This window comes from Acinetobacter sp. YH01024 (assembly GCF_013420195.1).
Taxonomy (GTDB): domain Bacteria; phylum Pseudomonadota; class Gammaproteobacteria; order Pseudomonadales; family Moraxellaceae; genus Acinetobacter; species Acinetobacter amyesii.
The window spans coordinates 18676-39929 of the sequence record NZ_VOYQ01000009.1 but is presented as its reverse complement, the minus strand read 5'-3'; the positions used below and the strand labels follow the sequence as shown (position 1 = coordinate 39929).

The window sequence follows — 21254 nt, the reverse complement described above, 5'->3', positions numbered from 1 at the left end:
GGAGTGTGTGCCATGAACTTGGCTGATCGTGATGGTTTTATTTGGCAAGATGGACAATTGGTTGACTGGCGTGAGGCGAAAACTCACGTATTAACACATACATTGCATTACAGCATGGGTGTGTTTGAAGGCGTCCGTGCTTATGAAACTCCGAATGGAACGGCTATTTTCCGTTTAAAAGAACACACTAAGCGTTTATTAAATTCTGCAAAAATTTATCAAATGAAAGTCCCATTTGATCATGCAGCATTAGAACAAGCTCAAATTGATGTGGTTCGTGAAAACAAATTGGCTTCTTGCTACCTACGTCCAATTATTTTTATTGGTTCAGAAAAATTAGGTATTGCAGCAACTGACAATACCATTCATGCCGTTGTTGCTGCATGGAGCTGGGGTGCTTACCTTGGTGATGAAGCGATGGCGAAGGGTATCCGTGTTAAAACGTCTTCATTTACGCACCATCATCCAAACGTGACCATGTGTAAAGCAAAAGCATCTGGTAACTATACTTTGTCCATTCTTGCACACCAAGAAGTGGCACATGCTGGCTATGACGAAGCAATGTTACTCGATCCACAAGGTTATGTATGTCAAGGTTCAGGCGAAAATGTATTCTTAGTTCGTGATGGTGTGATTCATACTCCTGACATCGCGGGTGGTGCACTTGATGGTATTACCCGTCAAACCATTATTACGATTGCGAAAGACCTTGGTTTTGAAGTGGTTGAACGTCGTATTACACGTGACGAATTCTATATTGCTGATGAAGCATTCTTCACAGGTACTGCTGCTGAAGTGACGCCAATCCGTGAATATGATGACCGTCAAATTGGTGAAGGTTGTCGTGGTCCAATCACTGAGCAAATCCAAACTGCATTCTTTAATGCGGTTCAGGGTAAAGACCCTAAATATGCGCACTGGTTAACTTACGTAAAATAAGCTGATCGGTTAAGATGAAAAGGCGAAACTAAGTTTCGCCTTTTTTATTGGCTTGAAGATATTGAATTTTTTGGAACGAGACTATGCATATTGTTTATGTCAGTGATGGTAAAGCAGGACATCGCTCACAGGCTCTAGGTTTATTTAAGGCCATGCAGCGCCAATCTCAGGAAGCATTCACATTTCAAGAAATTTCAATTGATGATTTGCCTATAGCGACACTTATTTCTGCACTGTTTAGCCATCAAGTTCATGCCGTAGAACACGTGCCAACCTATATTTTTGGCGTCGGCAGCCATACGCATTTTCGAGTATGGCTGTTAGGCAAAGTGTATAACAAAGCCAAAACCATTATTTTAATGAAGCCCAGCTTGCCGTTTGCATGGTTTGATTATGCGGTGATTCCACAGCACGATGGTATTCAGGCATCAAATAAAGTACTGACCACACAGGGTGCGTTAAATCCTATTGTGAATGAGGAGCGACATCAGCATGGTCGAATCCTGATCGCTTTGGGTGGCTCTTCGAAACGCCATCAGTGGAATGCGGCTAAAGTACTCCAACGAATTGAACAAATAGTCGAGCAAAATCCAAATTCACAAATCATTTTGACCACTTCACGGCGCACACCAAAAGCGTTTTTAGCAGAATTAAAACAGTTAAAGAGTATTGAAAAAGTACAGATTTTCCCAGTTGAAGTCACTCCGCAAGGTTGGATTTTCGAAGAAATGCAAAAAGCCGAAGCGGTTTGGGTAACTGAAGATAGTGTTTCAATGATTTACGAGGCTCTCACCGCGGGTTGTAAAGTCGGGGTGATTGAAGTGGATCGGTTAAAGGAAGATCGGATTACAGGTTCAATAGATTTGATTTTGCAAAAGGGCCTGGTTTCTTTATCAAGTTCAATTTTGCAATTGGCTGAACCTAGCGCTTTTAAAGAAGCGGATCGTGTGGCAACATATCTTCTGACAAAATAACTGGTCTTAACCGTGATTTATATATTCATTTTTCTGTTGGTTTTGATGATTGCATTTAGTTTTAAATATGCATGGTGGAAGCCCGCTGTAGATTGGAAAAGACCGCGTATTTTAATGTATCACATGGTGTCTGAGCATATCGATGGTGCAAAATTTAATAAGTTGCGGGTTAAACCTGAAGAGTTTGAGAAGCAAGTGGCTTGGATGAAAGCTGAGGGTTTTCATTTTGTCACAATGCATGAGTTGCAACAAAATTGGGGGCAGCATCCTAAAAAAACGGTAGCAATTACCTTTGATGACGGCTATTTTGATAACTTGGAAAATGCTTATCCAATTTTAGAAAAATACCAAGCCAAGGCGACGATTTATGTAGTGGTTGATCGCCATAACCGTGATTGGTCAACCTATAAAAAAGCCCATCACAATAGCGGTGAGTTAGCCCGAGAACCTAAACTGAATGATGAGCAAGTTCAGTATCTGGCACATAGTGGTCTTGTTGAAATTGGTTCGCATACTTTGACACATGCCAATTTGGATAAATTGGATGATGCAGCATGCTTGTTTGAACTTAGAGAATCGAAAAAACAATTAGAGCAATTAATTGGTATGTCTGTGAGTAGTTTTGCCTATCCTTTCGGTATTTATTCTGAGCGCGATGTGTGTTTAGCAGAGCAGGCAGGTTATAGCAATGCTGTGACCACCAAAGAGGGTATTGATGGCCTAAGTCCCGACTTTATGCAATTACAACGGATTAAAGTGAGTGGTAAGGACTCAATGTTTGCGGTGAAGTTGCGGATGAAATTAGGGAAAAGAGCTTAATTGCTCTCCCTGTTATTAATTTTCCTTACATGATTTAATTGATTGAAATAGCTAGTGAGTTTCATGTGGTGTTTGTCCCACGTTTGAATTGGATCAATGCGCGCAGCTAAATAAATAAGAAAGTCTGTAAAATTTTTCTGTGGTGTATGGCGTATACTTTTCCAATAGGTTGAAATCGCTTTTTTGATCAGTAGTTTTTTATTTTGTTCAGTAATATCTGGGTAATCTTGGATAAAATCATCAATTGTGAAGAACATATCATGGTGTTGTTGCTCTAGATGGCGAGATAGACGGTTTTCTCCACGGATAGATTTTGTTTCGGCTTCATCTAAAATAACAAAAACACTATGTAAGCCACTAGAAATTATTTTTTTTGAATATTTAGCTAAGTTTAAAGCTAGTGATTCATCTTGAATAAATATATTTTCATTGCAACCTTTAGATTTTTTAAATAAGTCACGTGTACACATAACGCACATCTGCATAATATTATTTTCAAGTACGTAATTTAAAGGTGTGGTGCTAAATTGCCATGTTGCAAGAGTATGCTTCTGAATTTCATTCAGATCGTGAATTTTTACTTTTTCTGCATAACATAAATCGGCATTTTGCTTTTGCATTTCTTCTAAAAACATATTGAGACGATTAGGTGCTAAAACATCATCAGCATCCATAAAAAATAGATAATCACCTGTTGCAGAAAATGCACCTTGATTTAAACGAACAGCTGGGCCTTTATTATCTGTATTTTGAATGATTTTAATTTTAGGGTAAGTATCTAGTAGATATTTACTGTTTTTGCACCATTCTGGGTCTGTAGAACAGTCATCTACCACAATAATTTCGTGTAAATTTTCATTTTGAGGTTGTAGTGATTCAATGGTTCTATTGAGTAATAGGCCTTTATTGTAATGAGTGAGGATGACTGAAATCATTTTAATATCCTAAATTACGTTTAAAAGCTTGGGTAATTGGGGTTGATGAGTTTAAATCTTGGGTATTTCTAATACTTGGATACTGAAAGATTTCTTCAAGCTTTTGTCGCTGCATGAGTTGAGCTTCAATATATTTCTTATTTAAAGGTTCTAAAATAGACTTGGGGCTATATATGGAACTGACAAAACGTCCACTTTGGATAGTTTCAGCAAGCATAGAAGTGCTATCTTCTGTGACAAAAATATAAGTGGCTTGTTGAATAAGCTGAATGAGAGACAAAGCTTTTTCAGTATGGATAAAATGTAATTGGATATTTTTAGGAATATCGGTTTTATTCAAAAATGTACTTAGATTTGGTGTGCGGCGTGAGTTGGTAATTAAGCCTTTAAGTTGATTGTTTCTACAAAATAGAATGAAGTTATTAATGATTTTTTCAAAATCTGTATAAGTAAAAGGGTGTTCATCTGTAGCCCCACCTAAAACGAGTAAAGCTGTTGTTTGATCGAGTTGATCATGTTGCATGTTAAAAAACTCTTTTTTAACAGGTGGTGTTGTTAGTACAACTTGATCTGACAGCGTGTTTTGTGGGAGTGCAGTAATTGTGCAGCTGACTAGTTTGCTGTTTACCTTACGTAAGTCACCTGCATAAAATAGAGGAACTTTTAAACTACGGCTTACAAAAATGCCATAGATTAGGTTGGGCATTCCAGAGCAAATAATGCAGTTAATATCATGATTTAAAATAAAATTTTTAAAAAATAAAGCAGCAAATAAGTCGAATAAACGCGGATACCAACTAATTTTTTTTAAGAGGCTGATTTGCCACTTTTTTAAGGTGGGTGTAACTATTTTATATAAAGTTGTTGAATAAGCGGTTTCTAGATTGTCGTAAACTCCTAAGCTAGGGTTTAAATGCCCAGCACGTTGGTCATGAATAATAAGAACAGCAAGGCTAGGTTTGCTTTTCATAAGATTTGAAAGTTTGACATATCAACTTTGTATAGTAGCAAAAATCTATTCTGTTGTCAGAGCAACCTTGAAGTAAGGCAAGATTCAGAGTGTTATTTTAAATTAGGTGGTGGCCTATTTAGGTTAATAATAATAAAATGTTTTCTAATCAGTAGTTAGCGCAATTTGAAAAAGGCTTTTCTTGAAAAAATTAAAAATAGTTCACACAGTTTATGGGGATGCTTCAGGTGGGCGTTGGCAAGCAATGCTGAACACTTTTGATGCATTAGAAAGCAAGGGGCATGAAGGTTTTTTGGTATATGGTGATGAAAATAAAAAGTTAAAATCTGAGAGTTATCCAAAGTTTGTACTCAATAGTTCAGGGTTTTATGATCTGATTGCAGCAGTAAAACTCGCTTTATGGTTACGCTCTTATCGGCCTGATGTTGTGATTGCTCATAGTGGACGTGCTGTTTACTTATTTAAAAATGCGATGTTTTTTTCACAAATCAAATGCCCTGTTATTGCGATGAATCATAGTCATAATGTGAAAAGGACATTACGCGCAGATGGATTTATTCATATTACTCCTTATGTAGCTCAGTGTGTTGCTGATGCTGCAAAAAAGAAGGGTGTGGATTTGAGAAAAAAACCACAAGCGGTTATTCCAAATTTAATACATTTGCCAGATGATGAACCTTCTTTTGCTAAAAAACTTGGGGAACCTGTGGTCTTAGGGATTATGACGCGCTTGGTTGAATATAAGGGTACACACATAGCAATTTCTGCGGTGGAGCAATTAAAGCAAAAAGGATACAGGGTCAAGTTGTTGATTGCAGGGGATGGTGAACAGAAAGAGTTTTTATTTCAGCAAGTTAAAGATTTGAATTTGGAGGGTGAAGTAGAGTTTTTAGGCTGGATTAGTGGGGAACAAAAAAGAAAGTTTTATAAAGATATTGATATTGCACTCGTTCCTACAATGAATGATACCCAACCCTTGGCTATATTAGATTCTTTTGCTTGGGGGAAACCTGTTGTTGCGAGTGATCATATTAGTGTCCAACAAATTATTCGGCAAGGTGAAAATGGTTTAATGGCAAAATGCGGAGATATTCAAGATTTGGTTAATAATCTAATTATTCTGATTGAATCCCCTGAGCAAATTAGTAGAATGGCACAGGTTGGACACCAAGATGCTGAAAATGAATATCAATTTTGCAAAGTTGCGGATAAGCTGATCGATTTTCTTGATTCTGCATATATTTAATAATGTCATTATGGTTTATTTGGGTTGGTTATGAAAATTTTAGTTACAGGCGGTGCAGGATTTATTGGTTCAGCTGTCATCCGCCATATTATTCAAAATACCAACAACCACGTTCTAAATATCGATAAGTTGACTTATGCAGGTAATTTAGAATCGTTAAAAGAAATCGATCAATATCCGAACTATGAGTTCAAACAAATCGATATTTGTGATACAGAACAAATTACAGCTGCAATAGATGCATTTCAACCTAATGCAATTATGCATTTGGCTGCAGAGTCGCATGTAGACCGCTCAATTGATGGCCCAGCAGCATTTATTCAAACCAATATTGTGGGAACTTATACTTTATTAGAAGCCGCTCGAAAATATTGGATGGGGCTTGACGCTGAAGCTCAACAAAACTTTCGCTTTCATCATATTTCAACTGATGAGGTTTATGGTGACTTAGAAGGCACGACAGATTTGTTTACAGAAACAACTTCATACGCACCAAGCTCTCCATATTCTGCCTCTAAAGCCAGTTCGGATCATCTGGTACGTGCTTGGTACAGAACTTATGGTTTACCTGTCATTGTGACCAATTGCTCAAATAATTATGGGCCTTACCATTTTCCAGAAAAATTAATTCCATTGGTGATCTTAAATGCACTGGATGCTAAACCTTTGCCTGTATATGGTAATGGTCAACAAATTCGGGATTGGTTGTTTGTAGAAGATCATGCACGCGCTTTATATAAAGTGGTGACTGAGGGTGTAGTGGGTGAAACCTATAATATTGGTGGTCATAATGAAAAACAGAATATAGAAGTGGTCAAAACTATTTGTAAGATTTTGGATGAGTTAAAACCACAGGCAAATGGTCAAACCTATGAATCACTGATTACATTTGTAAAAGACCGCCCTGGGCATGATTTACGTTATGCAATTGATGCCACAAAAATTCAAAATGAATTGGGCTGGTCACCAACGGAAACATTTGAAACTGGAATCAGTAAAACGGTGCAATGGTATTTAAATAATTTGGACTGGTGTCATCGAGTGCAAGATGGCAGTTACCAACGCGAAAGATTAGGTGTAAATTCATAATGTCAAATACAACAAAAGGTATTATTTTAGCGGGCGGTTCAGGTACACGTTTATATCCAATTACCAAAGGGGTATCTAAGCAGTTATTGCCTATTTATGATAAACCCATGGTGTATTACCCGCTTTCGGTGCTGATGCTTGCGGGTATTCGTGACGTACTCATTATTAGTACCCCTGAAGATATTGATGGTTTTAAGCGTTTATTGGGTGATGGTGCTCAATTTGGTATTCAGCTTGAATATGCCGTCCAACCTAGTCCAGATGGTTTAGCACAAGCCTTTATTATTGGTGAAAGCTTTATTGGAAATAGTAATGTTTGTTTAGTGCTTGGCGACAACATTTTTTATGGTCAAGGTTTTACCCCAATGCTACGTCAAGCCGTTGCACGTCAAAAAGGTGCAACGGTATTTGGCTATCAGGTGAAAGACCCTGAGCGTTTTGGTGTGGTTGAATTTGATGAGCAGAAACGAGCAATTTCTTTAGAAGAAAAACCTAAACAACCTAAATCCCACTTTGCGGTCACAGGTCTATATTTTTATGACAATGATGTGATTCAAATTGCGAAACAAGTGAAGCCTTCTGAACGTGGAGAATTAGAAATTACCACAGTTAATCAGATGTATTTAGAGCGCGGTGATCTAAATGTGGAATTGCTCGGACGTGGTTTTGCATGGTTAGATACAGGTACACATTCAAGTTTACTGGAGGCAGCACAGTTTGTAGAAACCATTGAAAAACGTCAGGGTTATAAAGTGGCGTGTTTGGAAGAAATTGCCTTGAATAATGGTTGGCTGAGCAAAGAACAAGTTTTAGAAATTGGTCAAAGCATGAGTAAAAATGATTATGGGCAATATCTAATTTCTTTGGTGAATGAGATATGAGTCAAGAGTCAATTTATGTCACTCAACCTGTTTTACCTGAGCTTGCAGAATTTATTCCTTATTTAGAACAAATTTGGAAAAATAAAATTTTAACCAACTGTGGACCATTACATCAGCAGTTGGAAAAAGAGCTTTGTGAGTATTTGGGCGTTGATTATATTTCATTATTTAATAATGGAACGATTGCATTGGTAACAGCGCTACAGGCACTTGGATTTGAACAAGGTGAGGTGATTACGACACCATATACTTTTGTTGCTACAGCTCATTCGATAGTTTGGAATAAACTCACTCCAGTCTTTGTTGATATTGATCCGCAAACATCTAATATTGACCCAGTAAAAGTTGAGCAAGCCATAACTGATAAGACGGTCGCGATTTTACCAGTACATTGTTATGGCATCCCTTGTGATGTGGAAGTACTACAAAATATTGCTACTAAGCATAATTTAAAATTAATCTATGATGCGGCACATGCCTTTGGTGTAAAACATCATGGAAAAAGCTTACTCAATTATGGTGATTTAAGTGTAATGAGCTTTCATGCTACAAAAGTATTTAATACTTTTGAGGGGGGGGCTATTGTTTGCCATAGTGCTGAAATGAAGCAACGTATTGATCGTTTAAAGAATTTTGGTATTGTGAATGAAAGTATAATAGATGATATTTCTTTAAATGGTAAATTGAGTGAAGTGCATGCTGCACTAGGTTTGCTACAATTGAAATCTATTGATCGCACACTATTAGCACGTCAAAAAATAGATGACATGTATCGTCATGGACTTACAGGTATATCTGGAATTCACTGTATTAAACGTCCAAGTTTAGAAAAAGATAATTACTCTTATTTCCCAATCGTTATTTCTAAGCCGTATCCGCTTAGACGTGATGAATTGTTTGAAAAACTAAAGCTTAATGGGATTTTTGCAAGAAAATATTTTTATCCGATAATGACTGATTTGGCTATTTATAAGGAGTATCAATCAGACACCCCTGAAGCGAAACTCTTATCAGGGGGAGTGCTTTGCTTGCCGCTATATCCAAATCTTAGCCTAGATTCAGTACAGAAAATTATTGATTTAATTAAGGACAATTAAGATGGCTTTTTTAACAGAAGAGCAAATTAAAGCCATGGGCTTTCATCACGTAGGTGAAAATTGCTTACTTTCGGATAAGGCATCTTATTATAATTGTAATAACATAATAATTGGTAATAATGTAAGAATTGATGACTTTTGTGTACTATCAGCTGGTATAGGTGGAATTGAGATAGGAAGCCATATTCATATTGCAGTATATAGCTCACTCATAGGAGCAGGTAAAATAGTGTTAAAGGATTTCTGTAATATTTCATCAAAAGTAGCTATTTATAGTAGTAATGATGATTACAGTGGTCAGTTTATGACGAATCCTACAGTGCCTAGTAAATATACAAATGTGACAAGTTCAGATGTTATAATCGGAAAGCATGTAATTGTTGGATCTGGATGTGTGATTTTGCCTGGTGTTACTTTAGAAACAGGTGTTGCTGTTGGTGCATTAAGTTTAGTAAATAAAAATTGTAAAGAGTTTGGTGTTTATATGGGTACACCAGCAAAAAAAATTAAAGATAGAAAAAGAGATTTACTTATGCTGGAAATAGAACTAAAAAAAGAGAGATCGATTTAGTATGAATATATTGGTTTCAGTCTGTATTGTTACCTATAATCAAGAAAAATTTCTAGAGCAGACTTTACAAAGTATTCTAAATCAAAATACAAATTTTCAGTATGAAGTGATTGTTGGGGATGATTGCTCTACTGATTCAACTAGAAAAATAATAGAAGGATTTTTAATAAAATATCCTAATATTGTTGTTCCTATATTTCATAAAGTAAATATAGGCCCAATAGAAAATATTAAATCTGTATATAAAAAGGCTAAAGGCAAATATATATATCACCTTGATGGAGATGATTTAGCTCTACCAGGTAAATTGCAACGTCAATTTGATGTTATGGAATCCAACCCAGATAGTGTTATCTGTACTCATGATATGCGGTATATAGATGCCAAAGGAAATAAGGTGCGAGAATGGACTCATCAAAAAGGCAAATTTAATTTAGATTATTTATATCTAAATTTACCTTTTTTTGCACATTCATCAAAAATGTTTCGCAATGATTTTATATTTGATTATTTTGATAGTTTGCATCCTAAAGCATTAGATATTGAAATTCATATTGAGCAGGCTAGAAAAGGGTTTATTTATCACTTGGATGAAGAGTTGGGTGCATATCGTGTAGATGTTGGGATTAGTAATATTGGTAAAAAAATAAACCCAATTTTGCCTCTGGGTATAATGAGGGCATATGATAAAAAGCTCTCTGAAGAGTTGAGTTGTGAGGAGAGAAAAAGGTTGAATGCAGTGTATGCGAAATATACTTTTCGTTATGCAAGATATTTTTATAAAACTGGAAGTGATTATAATATTTATTGTTTGTTGATTAAGAAATCAGTTTCGCTAAAAATATTTACTATGCGTCAAATATTTTTTTACTTACTTGTTTTTTTACCAAAAATTATTATTTGGAAATTACGGTGATTTTTAAACTATTTGTGTATTGATTCAGTGTTATTGATGATAACTAGGATGTCTAAAGTAAGTTGACAAAAATAACTAATCATGCGAAAAAGTTTTTTTAGTTAACAGATGTTCACACATGCCTCGAATTGTTTCTGTACCACTTAGTTTAGAACAGCGAGAACGACTCATTTTTCTGGCCAAGCATGCAAAACATTGGCGTGAAAGACAACGTGCCCAAACTATTCTCTGGCTTTCTGAAGGTAAAAGTGTTGCGGAAGTTGCCACTCTACAAGAACGTATCCCAGAAACCATAAGGCTACAACGCCGACGTTGGGAATTGTATGAGTTTGAATCGATTAAAGAAGGTCATCGCTCAGGTCGGCCCAATACATTGATCTCAGACTATCAGGCGAAAATCCTAGATTGGGTCAATACAAGTCCACTCAATGCAGAACAAATCCGAGTCAAACTACATGAAGAATACGAAGTGTCCGTGTCTGTTGAAACCATTCGTAAGTTTTTACGTGATTCAGGTATGGTCTTCAAGCGTACCCGTCATAGCTTGAAAAAAAAGAGATCCGATTGCATTTGAACAAGCAACACAGCAGATTGAAAAATTACGAGAGCAAGCGGCACGTGGTGAAATTATATTAGGTTATGTTGATGAAACAGGGTTTTCAGCTACTCCTGATAACCGCTATGCGTGGACAAAGATAGGTGATGTTCATGCGGTTGATGCGATAAGACTAAAACGAGTTAATGTCATGGGGTGTTTGCTTTCAACGGGGAAACTGGTGACAAGTTGTTTACAAGAGTCAGTTACAAGCACTTGGTTTTATGCCTATTTAACTGGAATAGCTCAACAAGTAAAACAGACGTATAACCTTCCATTGGTTCTTATTGTTGATAATGCCTCGATTCATAGAAGTAAAAAGATGGCTGATTACAGAGAGCTACTTAAAACTAACTTTTCGACGAATCTGTATTTTATTCCAGCTTACAGCCCTGAGTTAAATCGAATCGAGATGGTATGGAAGCAGATGAAATATTATTGGCGAGATTTTCAAGTCATGGCAGCTGACAAAATAGAGCAATGGGTTGAGAAAGTATCAAACCTATTCGGAAAAGAATACATGTTTACTTTTTAATGGAGACTTATAAGGTAAACTTTATGAGGTTTATAGCTTTAAATTTTTATTGTTTAAAATGAAGTTTATGTTATAGATGACTGTTGTTAGTTAGTGTATGCTGAATTTTTATAAAGGCAACTGTGATTTTAAAATTTTACTTTAGTTTATTAATCCGTGAAGAACTCAGCTAAATGACTTTAAACGGAAACTATATTATCAGCTAAATATCTGATTGTATATAAAAACTAGGTCATATGATTATTGATAGATTTCGTATTTGATTTCTTTGGTTTGTTGGATTTAATCCTTTTTTACACTTAATGCTCAGGAATCATAGTTTTTATCTGTTTCATCTAAATCCAATTGCTTGTCTAAAATATGAGTAACTTTACTATCATGAGCTGCTTTATCTGAAATAATAAATTCGATTAAATTAGACTAGAATTGTTCATTCAGCATTGTAGGAAGCACCGATGGTAGTGATTTTGATTTAATAATTGAGTTTACTATTTTTATACACCAAAATACCAACAGGCATTAGTTTTATATGTGCTTTTTAAAGATATTTAGAATTGAATGTAATTTCCATTGAATATTTAGTTTAAAAATTTTAAAAAATATATTTTTTAATGGTTCTTCAGTGTACGCTAATTTGTGTAATAAGTTAACTCGTGGATCCATTTGCGTTTCTAAGCTGTACAGTTCTTTGACGCGGTGTGCGCCATTTTTTCCTATTTCTTTTAGGGCAGCGGGGTGGTTATAATAAAAAATAATTTTATCAATAATATCATTGGTGTCATATTTAATTAATACAATATCTTTCTCGTTAGTAAAATAGTTTTCTGCGGAGTTAAATTCATCGTGAGCAAAGATAGCACTACCGCGTAAAGCAGCTTCAATACAACTAGCAGTGGGGAAGCCATCAAATGATCCTGGAGAAATTTGACCACTAATATTGGGGGATAAAATTATATCAATAGTTTTGAATAAATTGTCAAAATCTTCTGGATCTAATGAACCATGAAATTTGATATGGTCACCTAATGTATCAACATTAATAATTTTAGAATCAAAAGACCCTATAACATGAAAGTAGATATTCTTATATCGTTGATGCAGTATAGTGGCAACATCTATAAAAATATCATATCCTTTATCTTTTCCATACGGAGTATATCTGTGCGCCATAAAACAGATATCCATGCGATTCTTATCAAATCCCCAATAATGTTTTTTAGTAAATAAATCTGTTTTGGATATCTCAGGCATTACAACTCCAAAGATCATTTGAATTTTTTCTTTAGAACACATTCCTTTATTTAAAATATAATCATAAGTTACTTGCTGGGTTACTATTACTTTTTTAAAACAAGGGGAACTAAAGATTCGTTTGAGCTTATGGTCACATATAGGATCGTTTAGTAAAAATCCTCCACCTGGATAAAGAGTAAATACAAATGGAGCTTTAGCGGACTCAATTTTAGGTAAAATTGCGAATGTGTTATTTAAAAAAGTGAGATAGACCAGATCAGTGCTCTTAATATGTATTTTTTTGCTTTCAAGTATTACTTTATGACTAAGATTTGGAAATTTTTCCTTATATTCTTGTACAATAATAGCTGCTGATTTTTTATCAAGTGACTCAATATTTTTTCCAGAAGTTATTATTACAGATTTTTTAAATTCCTGTAAGTATGTGGTGAACTCTATATATCTAAATCCACTTTTAGGAGAGGGGAATGTATCGTCAATGATTAATAGATTGAATTTGTCTGATTTTGAAATTTGAGTATTACTATTTAATTTTTTTTCATTGGAATTAATAAGCATAAAAGTGTACTCTTTTAAATTTAATAACTAATCATATATATTTATTTTTAATTTGTCATATATTTTGATCTAATTTTTTAATAGAATTTAATGTTTGGTTGTGTTGTTTTGGCACTATTGAATCAGAATTAAAGTTAGCTATCTGAAATTAATAGACACATTAATCTTAACTTTAAATGAAGGTCATTTATTTTCTTTGGAAACTAAATTTAAAATTTGTATTTCCATATTCTGTATGCATACTTTTTCTATACATTCATTATTATATATATAAGGGTCTGCTACACATTTTTCCAATGCATCACTTAAAGCTTGAATATTTTGTTTAGGAACTAATCCAAATTTTGCAGTATCAAGAGTAAATAAATCTGTAATACCAGCTGAAGAGTCATAACTAATAACAGGAATACCAAGAGCAATTGCTTCGGCTAATGTTACTGGACTACCTTCGTATAAAGAGCACATAACAAGACTCTTGCTTTGTAACATTAGTTGATGTGGTTCATCTACCCATCCAAGAAAATCTATTCTATCGGAAATATTAAGTTGTTTTGCTAGGTCTTTGAGTTTCTGGCATTCAGGCCCATCTCCAACAATGGCCATTCTTCCCGTGAGATTACTCATAGCAAATGCTTTAATGGCATGGTCTACTTGCTTAATTTGAACTAAGCGCCCAACAAAAATTACATCCCATTTCTTTTTAGTAAATTTAGATCGACCTATAAGATCATTAGGTAATTCTACACCATTTGCAATAGTGATAGTTGAATTTGGTTGTGTATGAATCTTTGCTTTATATTCTAAGTCACGGTTTACTGTAATTAGGTTTTTATTCTTAAATAATTTAGAAAACTTTCTTTTATTTCTAAAAAAACGAAAATACTCTTTGATTTGTTTTAAAGGATTGTTAAATCTTCTAATCTCTAAAAGATCTCCATGAATCCAATACCAGATGTTTTCTTTTTGGGTTAAGTATTTGCCTAGGTAATATCCATTATGAAAACCAATAATTATTAAATCAAAATTTCTCTTATTTATTAATGATGAAAAATTTTGCAGCTCTTTTGTCGAAAGTTCTTTAAACTTCCAAAGCTTACCAAATGCAAATTTTGTATCAATATTTAAGTCAATATATTCGATAGATGGGTCAACTATTAGTGTATTTCTACTCGAGTTTAAAACAGCAAGAGTTACTAAATGCTTGCTTTTTGCTAGAGTATGCGCAAGCGCGAGAGTAATTTTTTCAGCACCACCTTTACCTAAATCATCTACTATAAATAAAATTTTTTTCATATCATGTGCTTACTTTTATTTATTAGTTTTTATCCGCATTACCTTTCAACACCATATAAATCAAACCGACAAAGATTAATAATGCACCTGCAAGGCTGCTGACACAGAATAAAACGATTCGGTTATAGGTGGTTAAGTTGAATAATTCATTGGCTAAAATGTAGCGCATGAACAACCATTGTACGACAGAAAAAACAATCAACACGATTGCACGACGACGGACTTCAGGACGCATAGCCATAGGAGAATCACTTAAAGTGGAAATTGAGGCTATTATGCCACTGTCGATAATCGATCTCAATTGAATAAGGTGAATCTATGCAATCTTGCTCAACAATGAGATGTAAGGTTTTGACGGTAGTGCCAATAATTTTATTGACGATAGACGTTGATGTTCCCTAAACAATGTCTAAAGCGCTTATAAGACCAGATATATTGTTCAGGTGCTTGATTGATTATATCTTGCATCGCAATATTGAGTGTATCTACAGAGAGCTGTAAATCTCTAGACAAAATGTCATCTGAGAGATTTGTGCAATGTAAATCAAAACTAGATAGATCATCGTTGCGGATACAGCTCAAACCAATCACATTACATTGTGTTTTTGCAGCGAGTTTCGACACCAAAGTCACAGTTAGGGTATTTTGCCCAAAAAAATGGGAATAAATGCCACCAGAAGGCTTAGGTAAATGGTCTGGTAAAATGACTGTTAGGCCACCTTGTTTCAAATGTTTAAAAATGGCACGGATCCCTGTTTCATCTGTAGGAACGAGTGTTGCGTTAAACTTTTCTCGTGCTTCTAACAGATAACGATTGATCCCTTTATTTTTATTCGGTTTATACATAATCATCGGTTCTGTATACAGGTTCAGCCATGCATTGAGTAATTCCCAGCAGCCAAAATGCGGAATCACAACGATCACACCTTTTTTATTCGCAAGTGCTTCCGTGAGGATATTTTCACCATAAATGTTTTTCAATAAGCTCAGGCTATAACTTGGCGGCATCCCCCAACATTTAATAAATTCAATATAGGTCAGGCATTGGCTGCGGATACTTTGATTGATGAGCTGTCTCTGCGCTGTCTCGGACAAGTCTGGGTAGGCCAGTTGAATATTGATGCTAGTGATACGTTTGATTGATGAGTTAAACAGGTCAAGAATAAACGCGATCATCAAAGCCAAGTTTTGTAACAGCCAAAGTGGCAATAGCGCGATGATTTTGAATATAAAGTACATGGATCACAAGGTCTCAAAATTGACAGCATGGAATAAAATAAATTTTGCCAAGAGACCGGACTTATTCAATGAAAAGTACAAAAAGATCTGAATCTAAAAACAAAATAATCGGAAGTGGAAAATTGAGCTGTCCATTGCTCAAAGGATGTAGTGCAACATCATAACGTACTTGAAGCGTTTTGATATTAGCAAAGTCAATCAAATCTTTAATTTATGTTTTGTAGGTTTTCTACCACTTTTTATAGGTTGAAATAAAAAAACCCTGCATAGCGCAGGGTTTTTTGAAACTTAAAATCTAAATCTTAAAATGTAAGATTATTTAGATTCTTCAGCTTTTGGTTTTTCACGTAAGCGAATACCTAAGTCACGTAATTGGTTCGCTTCAACTGGCGCAGGCGCTTGGGTTAAAGGACATTCCGCAGTCTTAGTTTTCGGGAATGCAATCACGTCACGGATAGAAGATGCACCAGTCATCAACATCACTAAACGGTCAAGACCGAATGCTAAACCACCGTGAGGAGGCGCACCGAATTTCAAGGCGTTAAGCAAGAAGCTGAATTTCTCTTCTGCTTCTTCTTCAGAAATACCAAGCGCTTCAAAGATCGCTTTTTGCATTTCTAGATTGAAGATACGTAATGAACCACCACCGATTTCAGTACCGTTCAATACCATATCGTAAGCAACAGAAAGTGCAGCACCTGGGTTGTTCTTCACTTCTTCAACGCTTGATTTTGGCAGCGTGAATGGGTGATGAACAGACGTCCATTTACCGTCATCAGTTTCTTCGAACATTGGGAAGTCAACAACCCAAAGTGGCGCCCACTCGCAAGTTGCAAGTTTCATGTCGTGACCGACTTTAATACGTAAAGCACCCATCGCATCGTTTACGATTTTCGCTTTATCTGCACCGAAGAATACGATATCGCCATTTTCAGCGCCAACACGTTTCAATAGATCAAGTACGATTGGCTCGATGAATTTAACGATTGGAGATTGAAGACCTTCAATACCTTTTTCAAGTTCGTTGACTTTGATGTAAGCCAAGCCTTTCGCGCCATAAATGCCAACGAATTTAGTGTATTCGTCAATTTGGCTACGTGGAAGCGCGCCAGCACCTGGTACGCGAAGCGCAACAATACGGCCTTTAGGATCTTTTGCAGGACCTGCGAATACTTTGAACTCAACGTCTTGCATCATGTCTGCAACATCAACAAGTTTCAAAGGAATACGTAAGTCAGGTTTATCAGATGCATAGTCACGCATTGCATCTGCATACGTCATACGTGGGAACTTGTCGAACTGAACGTTTAGAAGTTCTTTGAACATCTTAACCGTTAAACGTTCCATCAAATCCATAATGTCATCGTCACTCATGAACGATGTTTCAACGTCGATTTGTGTGAATTCAGGCTGACGGTCAGCACGTAAGTCTTCATCACGGAAACATTTAGCAATTTGGTAGTAACGATCGATACCGCCAACCATTAACAACTGTTTGAACAATTGTGGAGATTGTGGAAGTGCATAGAAGCTACCGTTAGAAACACGACTTGGTACTAAATAGTCACGCGCACCTTCAGGAGTCGCACGAGTCAAAATCGGTGTTTCCACGTCTAGGAAACCATTTTCTTCGAAGTAGTTACGAATAAGGTTTGTTAATTTAGAACGGAAACGTAAACGATCTAACATTTCTGGACGACGAATATCGAGGAAACGATATTTCAAACGTACTTCTTCAGAAATATTGGTATTTTCATCATTCAATGGGAATGGCGGAGTTTCAGACGCAGCAAGAACTTCAATTTCTTTGCCTAAAACTTCGATTTGACCACTCACGATATTCGCGTTTTCAGTACCTGCGTAACGACGACGTACACGGCCTGTAATTTTTAATACGAATTCTGAACGTGATTTATCAGCAGTCGCGAAAGCTTCAGGAGTATCAGGGTCAATCACCACTTGAACAAGGCCGTCACGGTCGCGCATGTCAAGGAAGATTACACCACCGTGGTCACGGCGACGGTGAACCCAACCGCATAATGTAACGGTTTGGTCGATTTGGGCTTCAGTAAGTGAGCCGCAGTAATGAGTTCGCATCATAGCGTTAGAAATCCAACTATATGGGTTAAGGTCAGCGAATACGTAAACAGCGTACCGCTTTTATTCGAATAGGGGATTATGCCTCTTTTTGGCTGTTTTGTCACAAGGACTTATTGCTAAAACAGCCAAATTTACAGCAAATTTTCGGTCAATGATGGGCTTAAGCCGATGACGTTGAAAAAATATTGGTGCTCTTGCTTAAGATCAGAAATATCAGACTACCGAGGCTAAACGTGGCTAAAAATGCACGGAAAAAATAATTAATAGCCTTGCCGACATAGGCATACAGGTCGTGTACAAAGGCATCTGAATAAATACTGTCAGCAAAATAAAAATAACTTGCGATGCCCGCAGCTAAAGACAGGGCCGCTAAACCATATACATAGACTTTGATGGATGCGGGGACGCTTACTATACTTCGATAGTGAAGATGATGACGATAAATCATCCATGCCAAAACGGGGAGGGCCAAGCCAGATAATCCAATTTGCAACACACGATGTAGGGGATATGAATGACCGAAAAATTGAATCGGCAGACTTAACAGATCCTTAAAAGCAAAGGTGCGAAAGTCAACATGGGTCAAGCCATCCCAAACAATATGCGTCGAAGTTCCAATGATGAGTGCGAGGATGAGGCTGAGGATAAACCCACAACATTGATTAAGACTCTGTAGATGCAGCGGCTTATTTAAACCAAAAAAAGCAAATAACATCGGGCGATAGAGCACATACCACAGCACACAAAACAGCAAACCAAGGATTAAGTTTGGAAAAATTAACCCCGACCATTGATGTGAACCTGCATAGTCAGCATTAGTAAATAAACGGAATAAATCTGGCACCATGCTACCAATTGCGAGTGCTGCAATAGGCAGGCGATTTCCGCTTAATTTGGAAATAGGCGGTGCGAGTACAGCATGGGATATGGTAAAAGGCATTGAATTAAAATAAATATATGAATAAATACAATGTGGTATAGGTGAGTGTATATGATTTGGGCAAATTAGAATGTTTTTTATTGCAAAACGAATGAAATGTTATATTATAACATTATTCAAAAATAGCCTGATTTGAGTCTCTCCAACATGTCTTTTCATAAGAATTTAATAACTGTTTCGATTTTTGCAGTGATTGCACCCAACCTTTATGCCGATGACCCAGAACAACAGGTACAAAAGCTCGAAGCGATTAATGTTCAGGTCCATCCTTTAAACCAAAGTGCGGCAGATTTTGCTGTTGCCGATAATGTCATTCAACATAAAGCTCTTGCACAAGGTGGCGTCACAATTGGTGATGCGTTAGCCGGACAGCCGGGTGTATATTCAAATCAGTTTGGTGCAGGTTCAAGTCGTCCTGTGCTGCGTGGTCAAGATGGCCCTCGTGTCAAAGTCTTAGAACACGCCTCAGAAACTGCAGATGTTTCGACTTTATCTCCTGACCATGCGGTTACGGTAGATCCGATTTTGGCAAAACAAATTGAAGTGATCCGTGGGCCATCAACACTGTTATACGCGGCAGGCACAGTCGGCGGTTTGGTTAATGTGACGGATCAAAAGATTCCTACCTCTATTCCTGATAAAGGTTATGAAGGGCAAGTTGGGGTTCGTTATAACTCAGGCAGTGATGAAAAATTGGCGAGTGCCGGTGTGACGGCTGCTTTAGGTGAGCAATTTGCCATCCGTGTAGAAGGTTCGAAACGCAAAGCCAATGATTATATTGCACCCAATTATTTCCATGATCATGATGGTGAATTAGAAAAAGAACGCCGCGTTGGCAACACTTTTGCAGAAGGGCAAAATGTCAGTGTGGGCGCGTCATGGATTCATGATCGAGGTTTTGCTGGACTGTCTTATAGCAACCGTCAAGACCAATATGGCTTGCCGGGGCATAGTCATGAATATGAAAGCTGTCATCCACATGATGACCATTTACATTGTGATGGTCATGACAACCATGGGCATACCGATGAGCATGATCATTCAGCGCATGACGAACATGATCACGATCATGATGCCGCAGGCCCATGGGTCGACTTAAAGTCAGAACGCTATGATTTCCGTACTGAACTTGCGAATCCGTTTGCGGGCTTCCAAAAACTACGTGCGCATGCGAGTTATACGGACTATAAACATGATGAAATTGAAGGTAACACCGCAGCAACCACTTTTAAAAGTAAAGGTTATGATGGCCGTTTAGAATTGGTCCATAACCCGATTGCGGATTGGGAAGGGGTGATAGGCGCACAATACAATCAGCAAAAGCTCAATATCAGTGGCGAAGAGTCATTGATGAACCCAAATAAAACCCAAAAATGGAGTGTATTTGGTTTAGAACATAAACAATTTGGTGATTTTCATGTCGAGCTGGGCGCCCGTGTCGATCAGCAGAAAATTCAGATCGATTCTGCACAAAAAAATTATGACGATTATGGTATTTCCTACTCAGGTGCTGTGAACTGGGCGTTTGCACCCAATTATAAATTGTCCTTGGTGGGTTCTCATCAAGAGCGGTTGCCATTGGCGCAAGAGCTGTATGCAGATGGCAAGCATTTTGCGACCAATACCTATGAACGTGGGAATGAAAATCTAGATGTTGAAAAATCCAATAACCTTGAATTAGGTTTCCATTATGAAAAAGATCAGTTGGATTATCACGTTCATGTGTACCACAACTGGTATGACAACTACATTTATGCTGCAACTAAAGATAATTTTGAAAACTTCCGCTTAGTTGATTACACCCAAGACAAAGCCAAGTTCTATGGCGCGGAAGCTCAAGTGGGTTATGCCATTAATGATATGTATAAACTCAGTGTCTTTGGTGATTATGTTCGCGGCAAAATTGATGGTGAAAATGCGCCACGTGTGCCTGCCGGGCGCTTAGGAACCAAGGTCGATGTTGACTTTGCCGATGGTTGGTCAGGTCTTGCAGAATATTCACATGTATTCAAACAAGACAAAATCACTGCATTTGAGCGTGAAACAGATGGCTACAACATGGTGAACTTGGGCGTGGCCTATAGTGGCCAGTTGAAAGATCAAAATGATTATCGGGTTTATTTCAAAGCCAATAATTTATTGGATGAAGATGTTTACTCTCACACGTCATTCCTTGCCAATATTCCACAAGTCGGTCGTAATTTTACAGTTGGTCTTGAATTTGGTTTCTAATTGAATTTGCACAGACTTTTCTAAGGAAGTCTAGGTGAAGTCACAGAAATCCTCTTGAAAAATCAATGAAT

20 protein-coding genes are annotated in these 21254 nt (G+C 36.8%); 12 read left to right on the top strand and 8 right to left on the bottom strand.

Annotated elements, in window-relative coordinates:
- The first annotated feature begins 12 nt into the window (after positions 1–12).
- The 3 genes from FTT88_RS06220 (at position 13) to FTT88_RS06210 (ending at position 2732) form a co-directional block, all read left to right on the top strand.
- Complete coding sequence (locus tag FTT88_RS06220) at positions 13–939, top strand: branched-chain amino acid transaminase (RefSeq protein WP_078191262.1); 927 nt, start codon at positions 13–15, stop codon at positions 937–939.
- A gap of 83 nt (positions 940–1022) precedes the next feature.
- Complete coding sequence (locus FTT88_RS06215; RefSeq protein WP_180004591.1) at positions 1023–1913, top strand: mitochondrial fission ELM1 family protein; 891 nt, start codon at positions 1023–1025, stop codon at positions 1911–1913.
- 12 nt (positions 1914–1925) lie between these two features.
- Positions 1926–2732 (top strand): polysaccharide deacetylase family protein, encoded by an 807-nt coding sequence (locus FTT88_RS06210; RefSeq protein ID WP_180004590.1) that lies wholly within the window; start codon positions 1926–1928, stop codon positions 2730–2732.
- Here the strand turns inward: FTT88_RS06210 and FTT88_RS06205 are convergent.
- Positions 2729–3667 carry a glycosyltransferase family 2 protein gene (locus tag FTT88_RS06205; RefSeq protein ID WP_180004589.1) on the bottom strand — a complete coding sequence of 313 codons (939 nt, stop codon included), beginning with the start codon at positions 3665–3667 and terminating at the stop codon, positions 2729–2731. The genes FTT88_RS06210 and FTT88_RS06205 overlap by 4 nt on opposite strands.
- Before the next feature lies 1 nt (position 3668).
- Positions 3669–4637: an ELM1/GtrOC1 family putative glycosyltransferase gene (locus FTT88_RS06200; RefSeq protein WP_180004588.1), complete on the bottom strand. Its 969-nt coding sequence runs from the start codon at positions 4635–4637 to the stop codon at positions 3669–3671.
- Positions 4638–4818: 181 nt separating this feature from the next.
- Between FTT88_RS06200 and FTT88_RS06195 the strand changes: the two genes are divergently transcribed.
- From FTT88_RS06195 to FTT88_RS06160, 8 genes are all read left to right on the top strand, one after another.
- A complete protein-coding gene (locus FTT88_RS06195; protein ID WP_180004587.1) occupies positions 4819–5883 on the top strand; it encodes a glycosyltransferase family 4 protein in 1065 nt (354 codons plus the stop codon).
- Positions 5884–5913: 30 nt separating this feature from the next.
- Complete coding sequence (rfbB, locus tag FTT88_RS06190; RefSeq protein ID WP_180004586.1) at positions 5914–6972, top strand: dTDP-glucose 4,6-dehydratase; 1059 nt, start codon at positions 5914–5916, stop codon at positions 6970–6972.
- Complete coding sequence (gene rfbA, locus FTT88_RS06185; RefSeq protein ID WP_180004585.1) at positions 6972–7853, top strand: glucose-1-phosphate thymidylyltransferase RfbA; 882 nt, start codon at positions 6972–6974, stop codon at positions 7851–7853. The genes rfbB and rfbA overlap by 1 nt, the downstream gene beginning before the upstream one ends.
- Complete coding sequence (locus FTT88_RS06180; RefSeq protein WP_180004584.1) at positions 7850–8950, top strand: DegT/DnrJ/EryC1/StrS aminotransferase family protein; 1101 nt, start codon at positions 7850–7852, stop codon at positions 8948–8950. Before rfbA ends, FTT88_RS06180 begins: the two co-directional genes overlap by 4 nt.
- A 1-nt stretch (position 8951) precedes the next feature.
- The gene (locus FTT88_RS06175) at positions 8952–9521 is read left to right on the top strand and encodes an acyltransferase (protein ID WP_180004583.1); all 570 of its coding nucleotides are present in this window, start codon (positions 8952–8954) and stop codon (positions 9519–9521) included.
- 1 nt (position 9522) lies between these two features.
- The gene (locus tag FTT88_RS06170; protein ID WP_180004582.1) at positions 9523–10437 is read left to right on the top strand and encodes a glycosyltransferase family 2 protein; all 915 of its coding nucleotides are present in this window, start codon (positions 9523–9525) and stop codon (positions 10435–10437) included.
- 118 nt (positions 10438–10555) lie between these two features.
- Positions 10556–11011: a helix-turn-helix domain-containing protein gene (locus FTT88_RS06165; protein ID WP_004973749.1), complete on the top strand. Its 456-nt coding sequence runs from the start codon at positions 10556–10558 to the stop codon at positions 11009–11011.
- Complete coding sequence (locus tag FTT88_RS06160) at positions 11001–11567, top strand: IS630 family transposase (protein WP_180173777.1); 567 nt, start codon at positions 11001–11003, stop codon at positions 11565–11567. The genes FTT88_RS06165 and FTT88_RS06160 overlap by 11 nt, the downstream gene beginning before the upstream one ends.
- Positions 11568–12092: 525 nt before the next feature.
- Here FTT88_RS06160 and FTT88_RS06155 read toward each other — a convergent pair.
- From FTT88_RS06155 to FTT88_RS06130, 6 genes are all read right to left on the bottom strand, one after another.
- Positions 12093–13379, bottom strand: coding sequence for a glycosyltransferase family 4 protein (locus FTT88_RS06155; RefSeq protein ID WP_104852497.1), 1287 nt, complete (start codon positions 13377–13379; stop codon positions 12093–12095).
- Positions 13380–13562: 183 nt separating this feature from the next.
- Positions 13563–14672, bottom strand: coding sequence for a glycosyltransferase (locus tag FTT88_RS06150; protein ID WP_180004581.1), 1110 nt, complete (start codon positions 14670–14672; stop codon positions 13563–13565).
- 22 nt (positions 14673–14694) lie between these two features.
- The gene (locus tag FTT88_RS06145) at positions 14695–14913 is read right to left on the bottom strand and encodes a hypothetical protein (RefSeq protein WP_180004580.1); all 219 of its coding nucleotides are present in this window, start codon (positions 14911–14913) and stop codon (positions 14695–14697) included.
- Between the two features lie 131 nt (positions 14914–15044).
- On the bottom strand, positions 15045–15911 hold the full coding sequence (locus FTT88_RS06140) for a lysophospholipid acyltransferase family protein (protein ID WP_180004579.1): 867 nt from the start codon (positions 15909–15911) through the stop codon (positions 15045–15047).
- 315 nt (positions 15912–16226) lie between these two features.
- Positions 16227–18011, bottom strand: coding sequence for an aspartate--tRNA ligase (aspS, locus tag FTT88_RS06135; protein ID WP_180004578.1), 1785 nt, complete (start codon positions 18009–18011; stop codon positions 16227–16229).
- A 160-nt stretch (positions 18012–18171) separates the two neighbouring features.
- Positions 18172–18951 (bottom strand): DUF4184 family protein, encoded by a 780-nt coding sequence (locus tag FTT88_RS06130; RefSeq protein WP_180004577.1) that lies wholly within the window; start codon positions 18949–18951, stop codon positions 18172–18174.
- A gap of 147 nt (positions 18952–19098) precedes the next feature.
- On the opposite strand from FTT88_RS06130, the gene znuD reads away from it, so the two are divergent.
- The gene (gene znuD / locus FTT88_RS06125; protein ID WP_180004576.1) at positions 19099–21183 is read left to right on the top strand and encodes a zinc piracy TonB-dependent receptor ZnuD; all 2085 of its coding nucleotides are present in this window, start codon (positions 19099–19101) and stop codon (positions 21181–21183) included.
- Positions 21184–21254 lie beyond the last annotated feature (71 nt).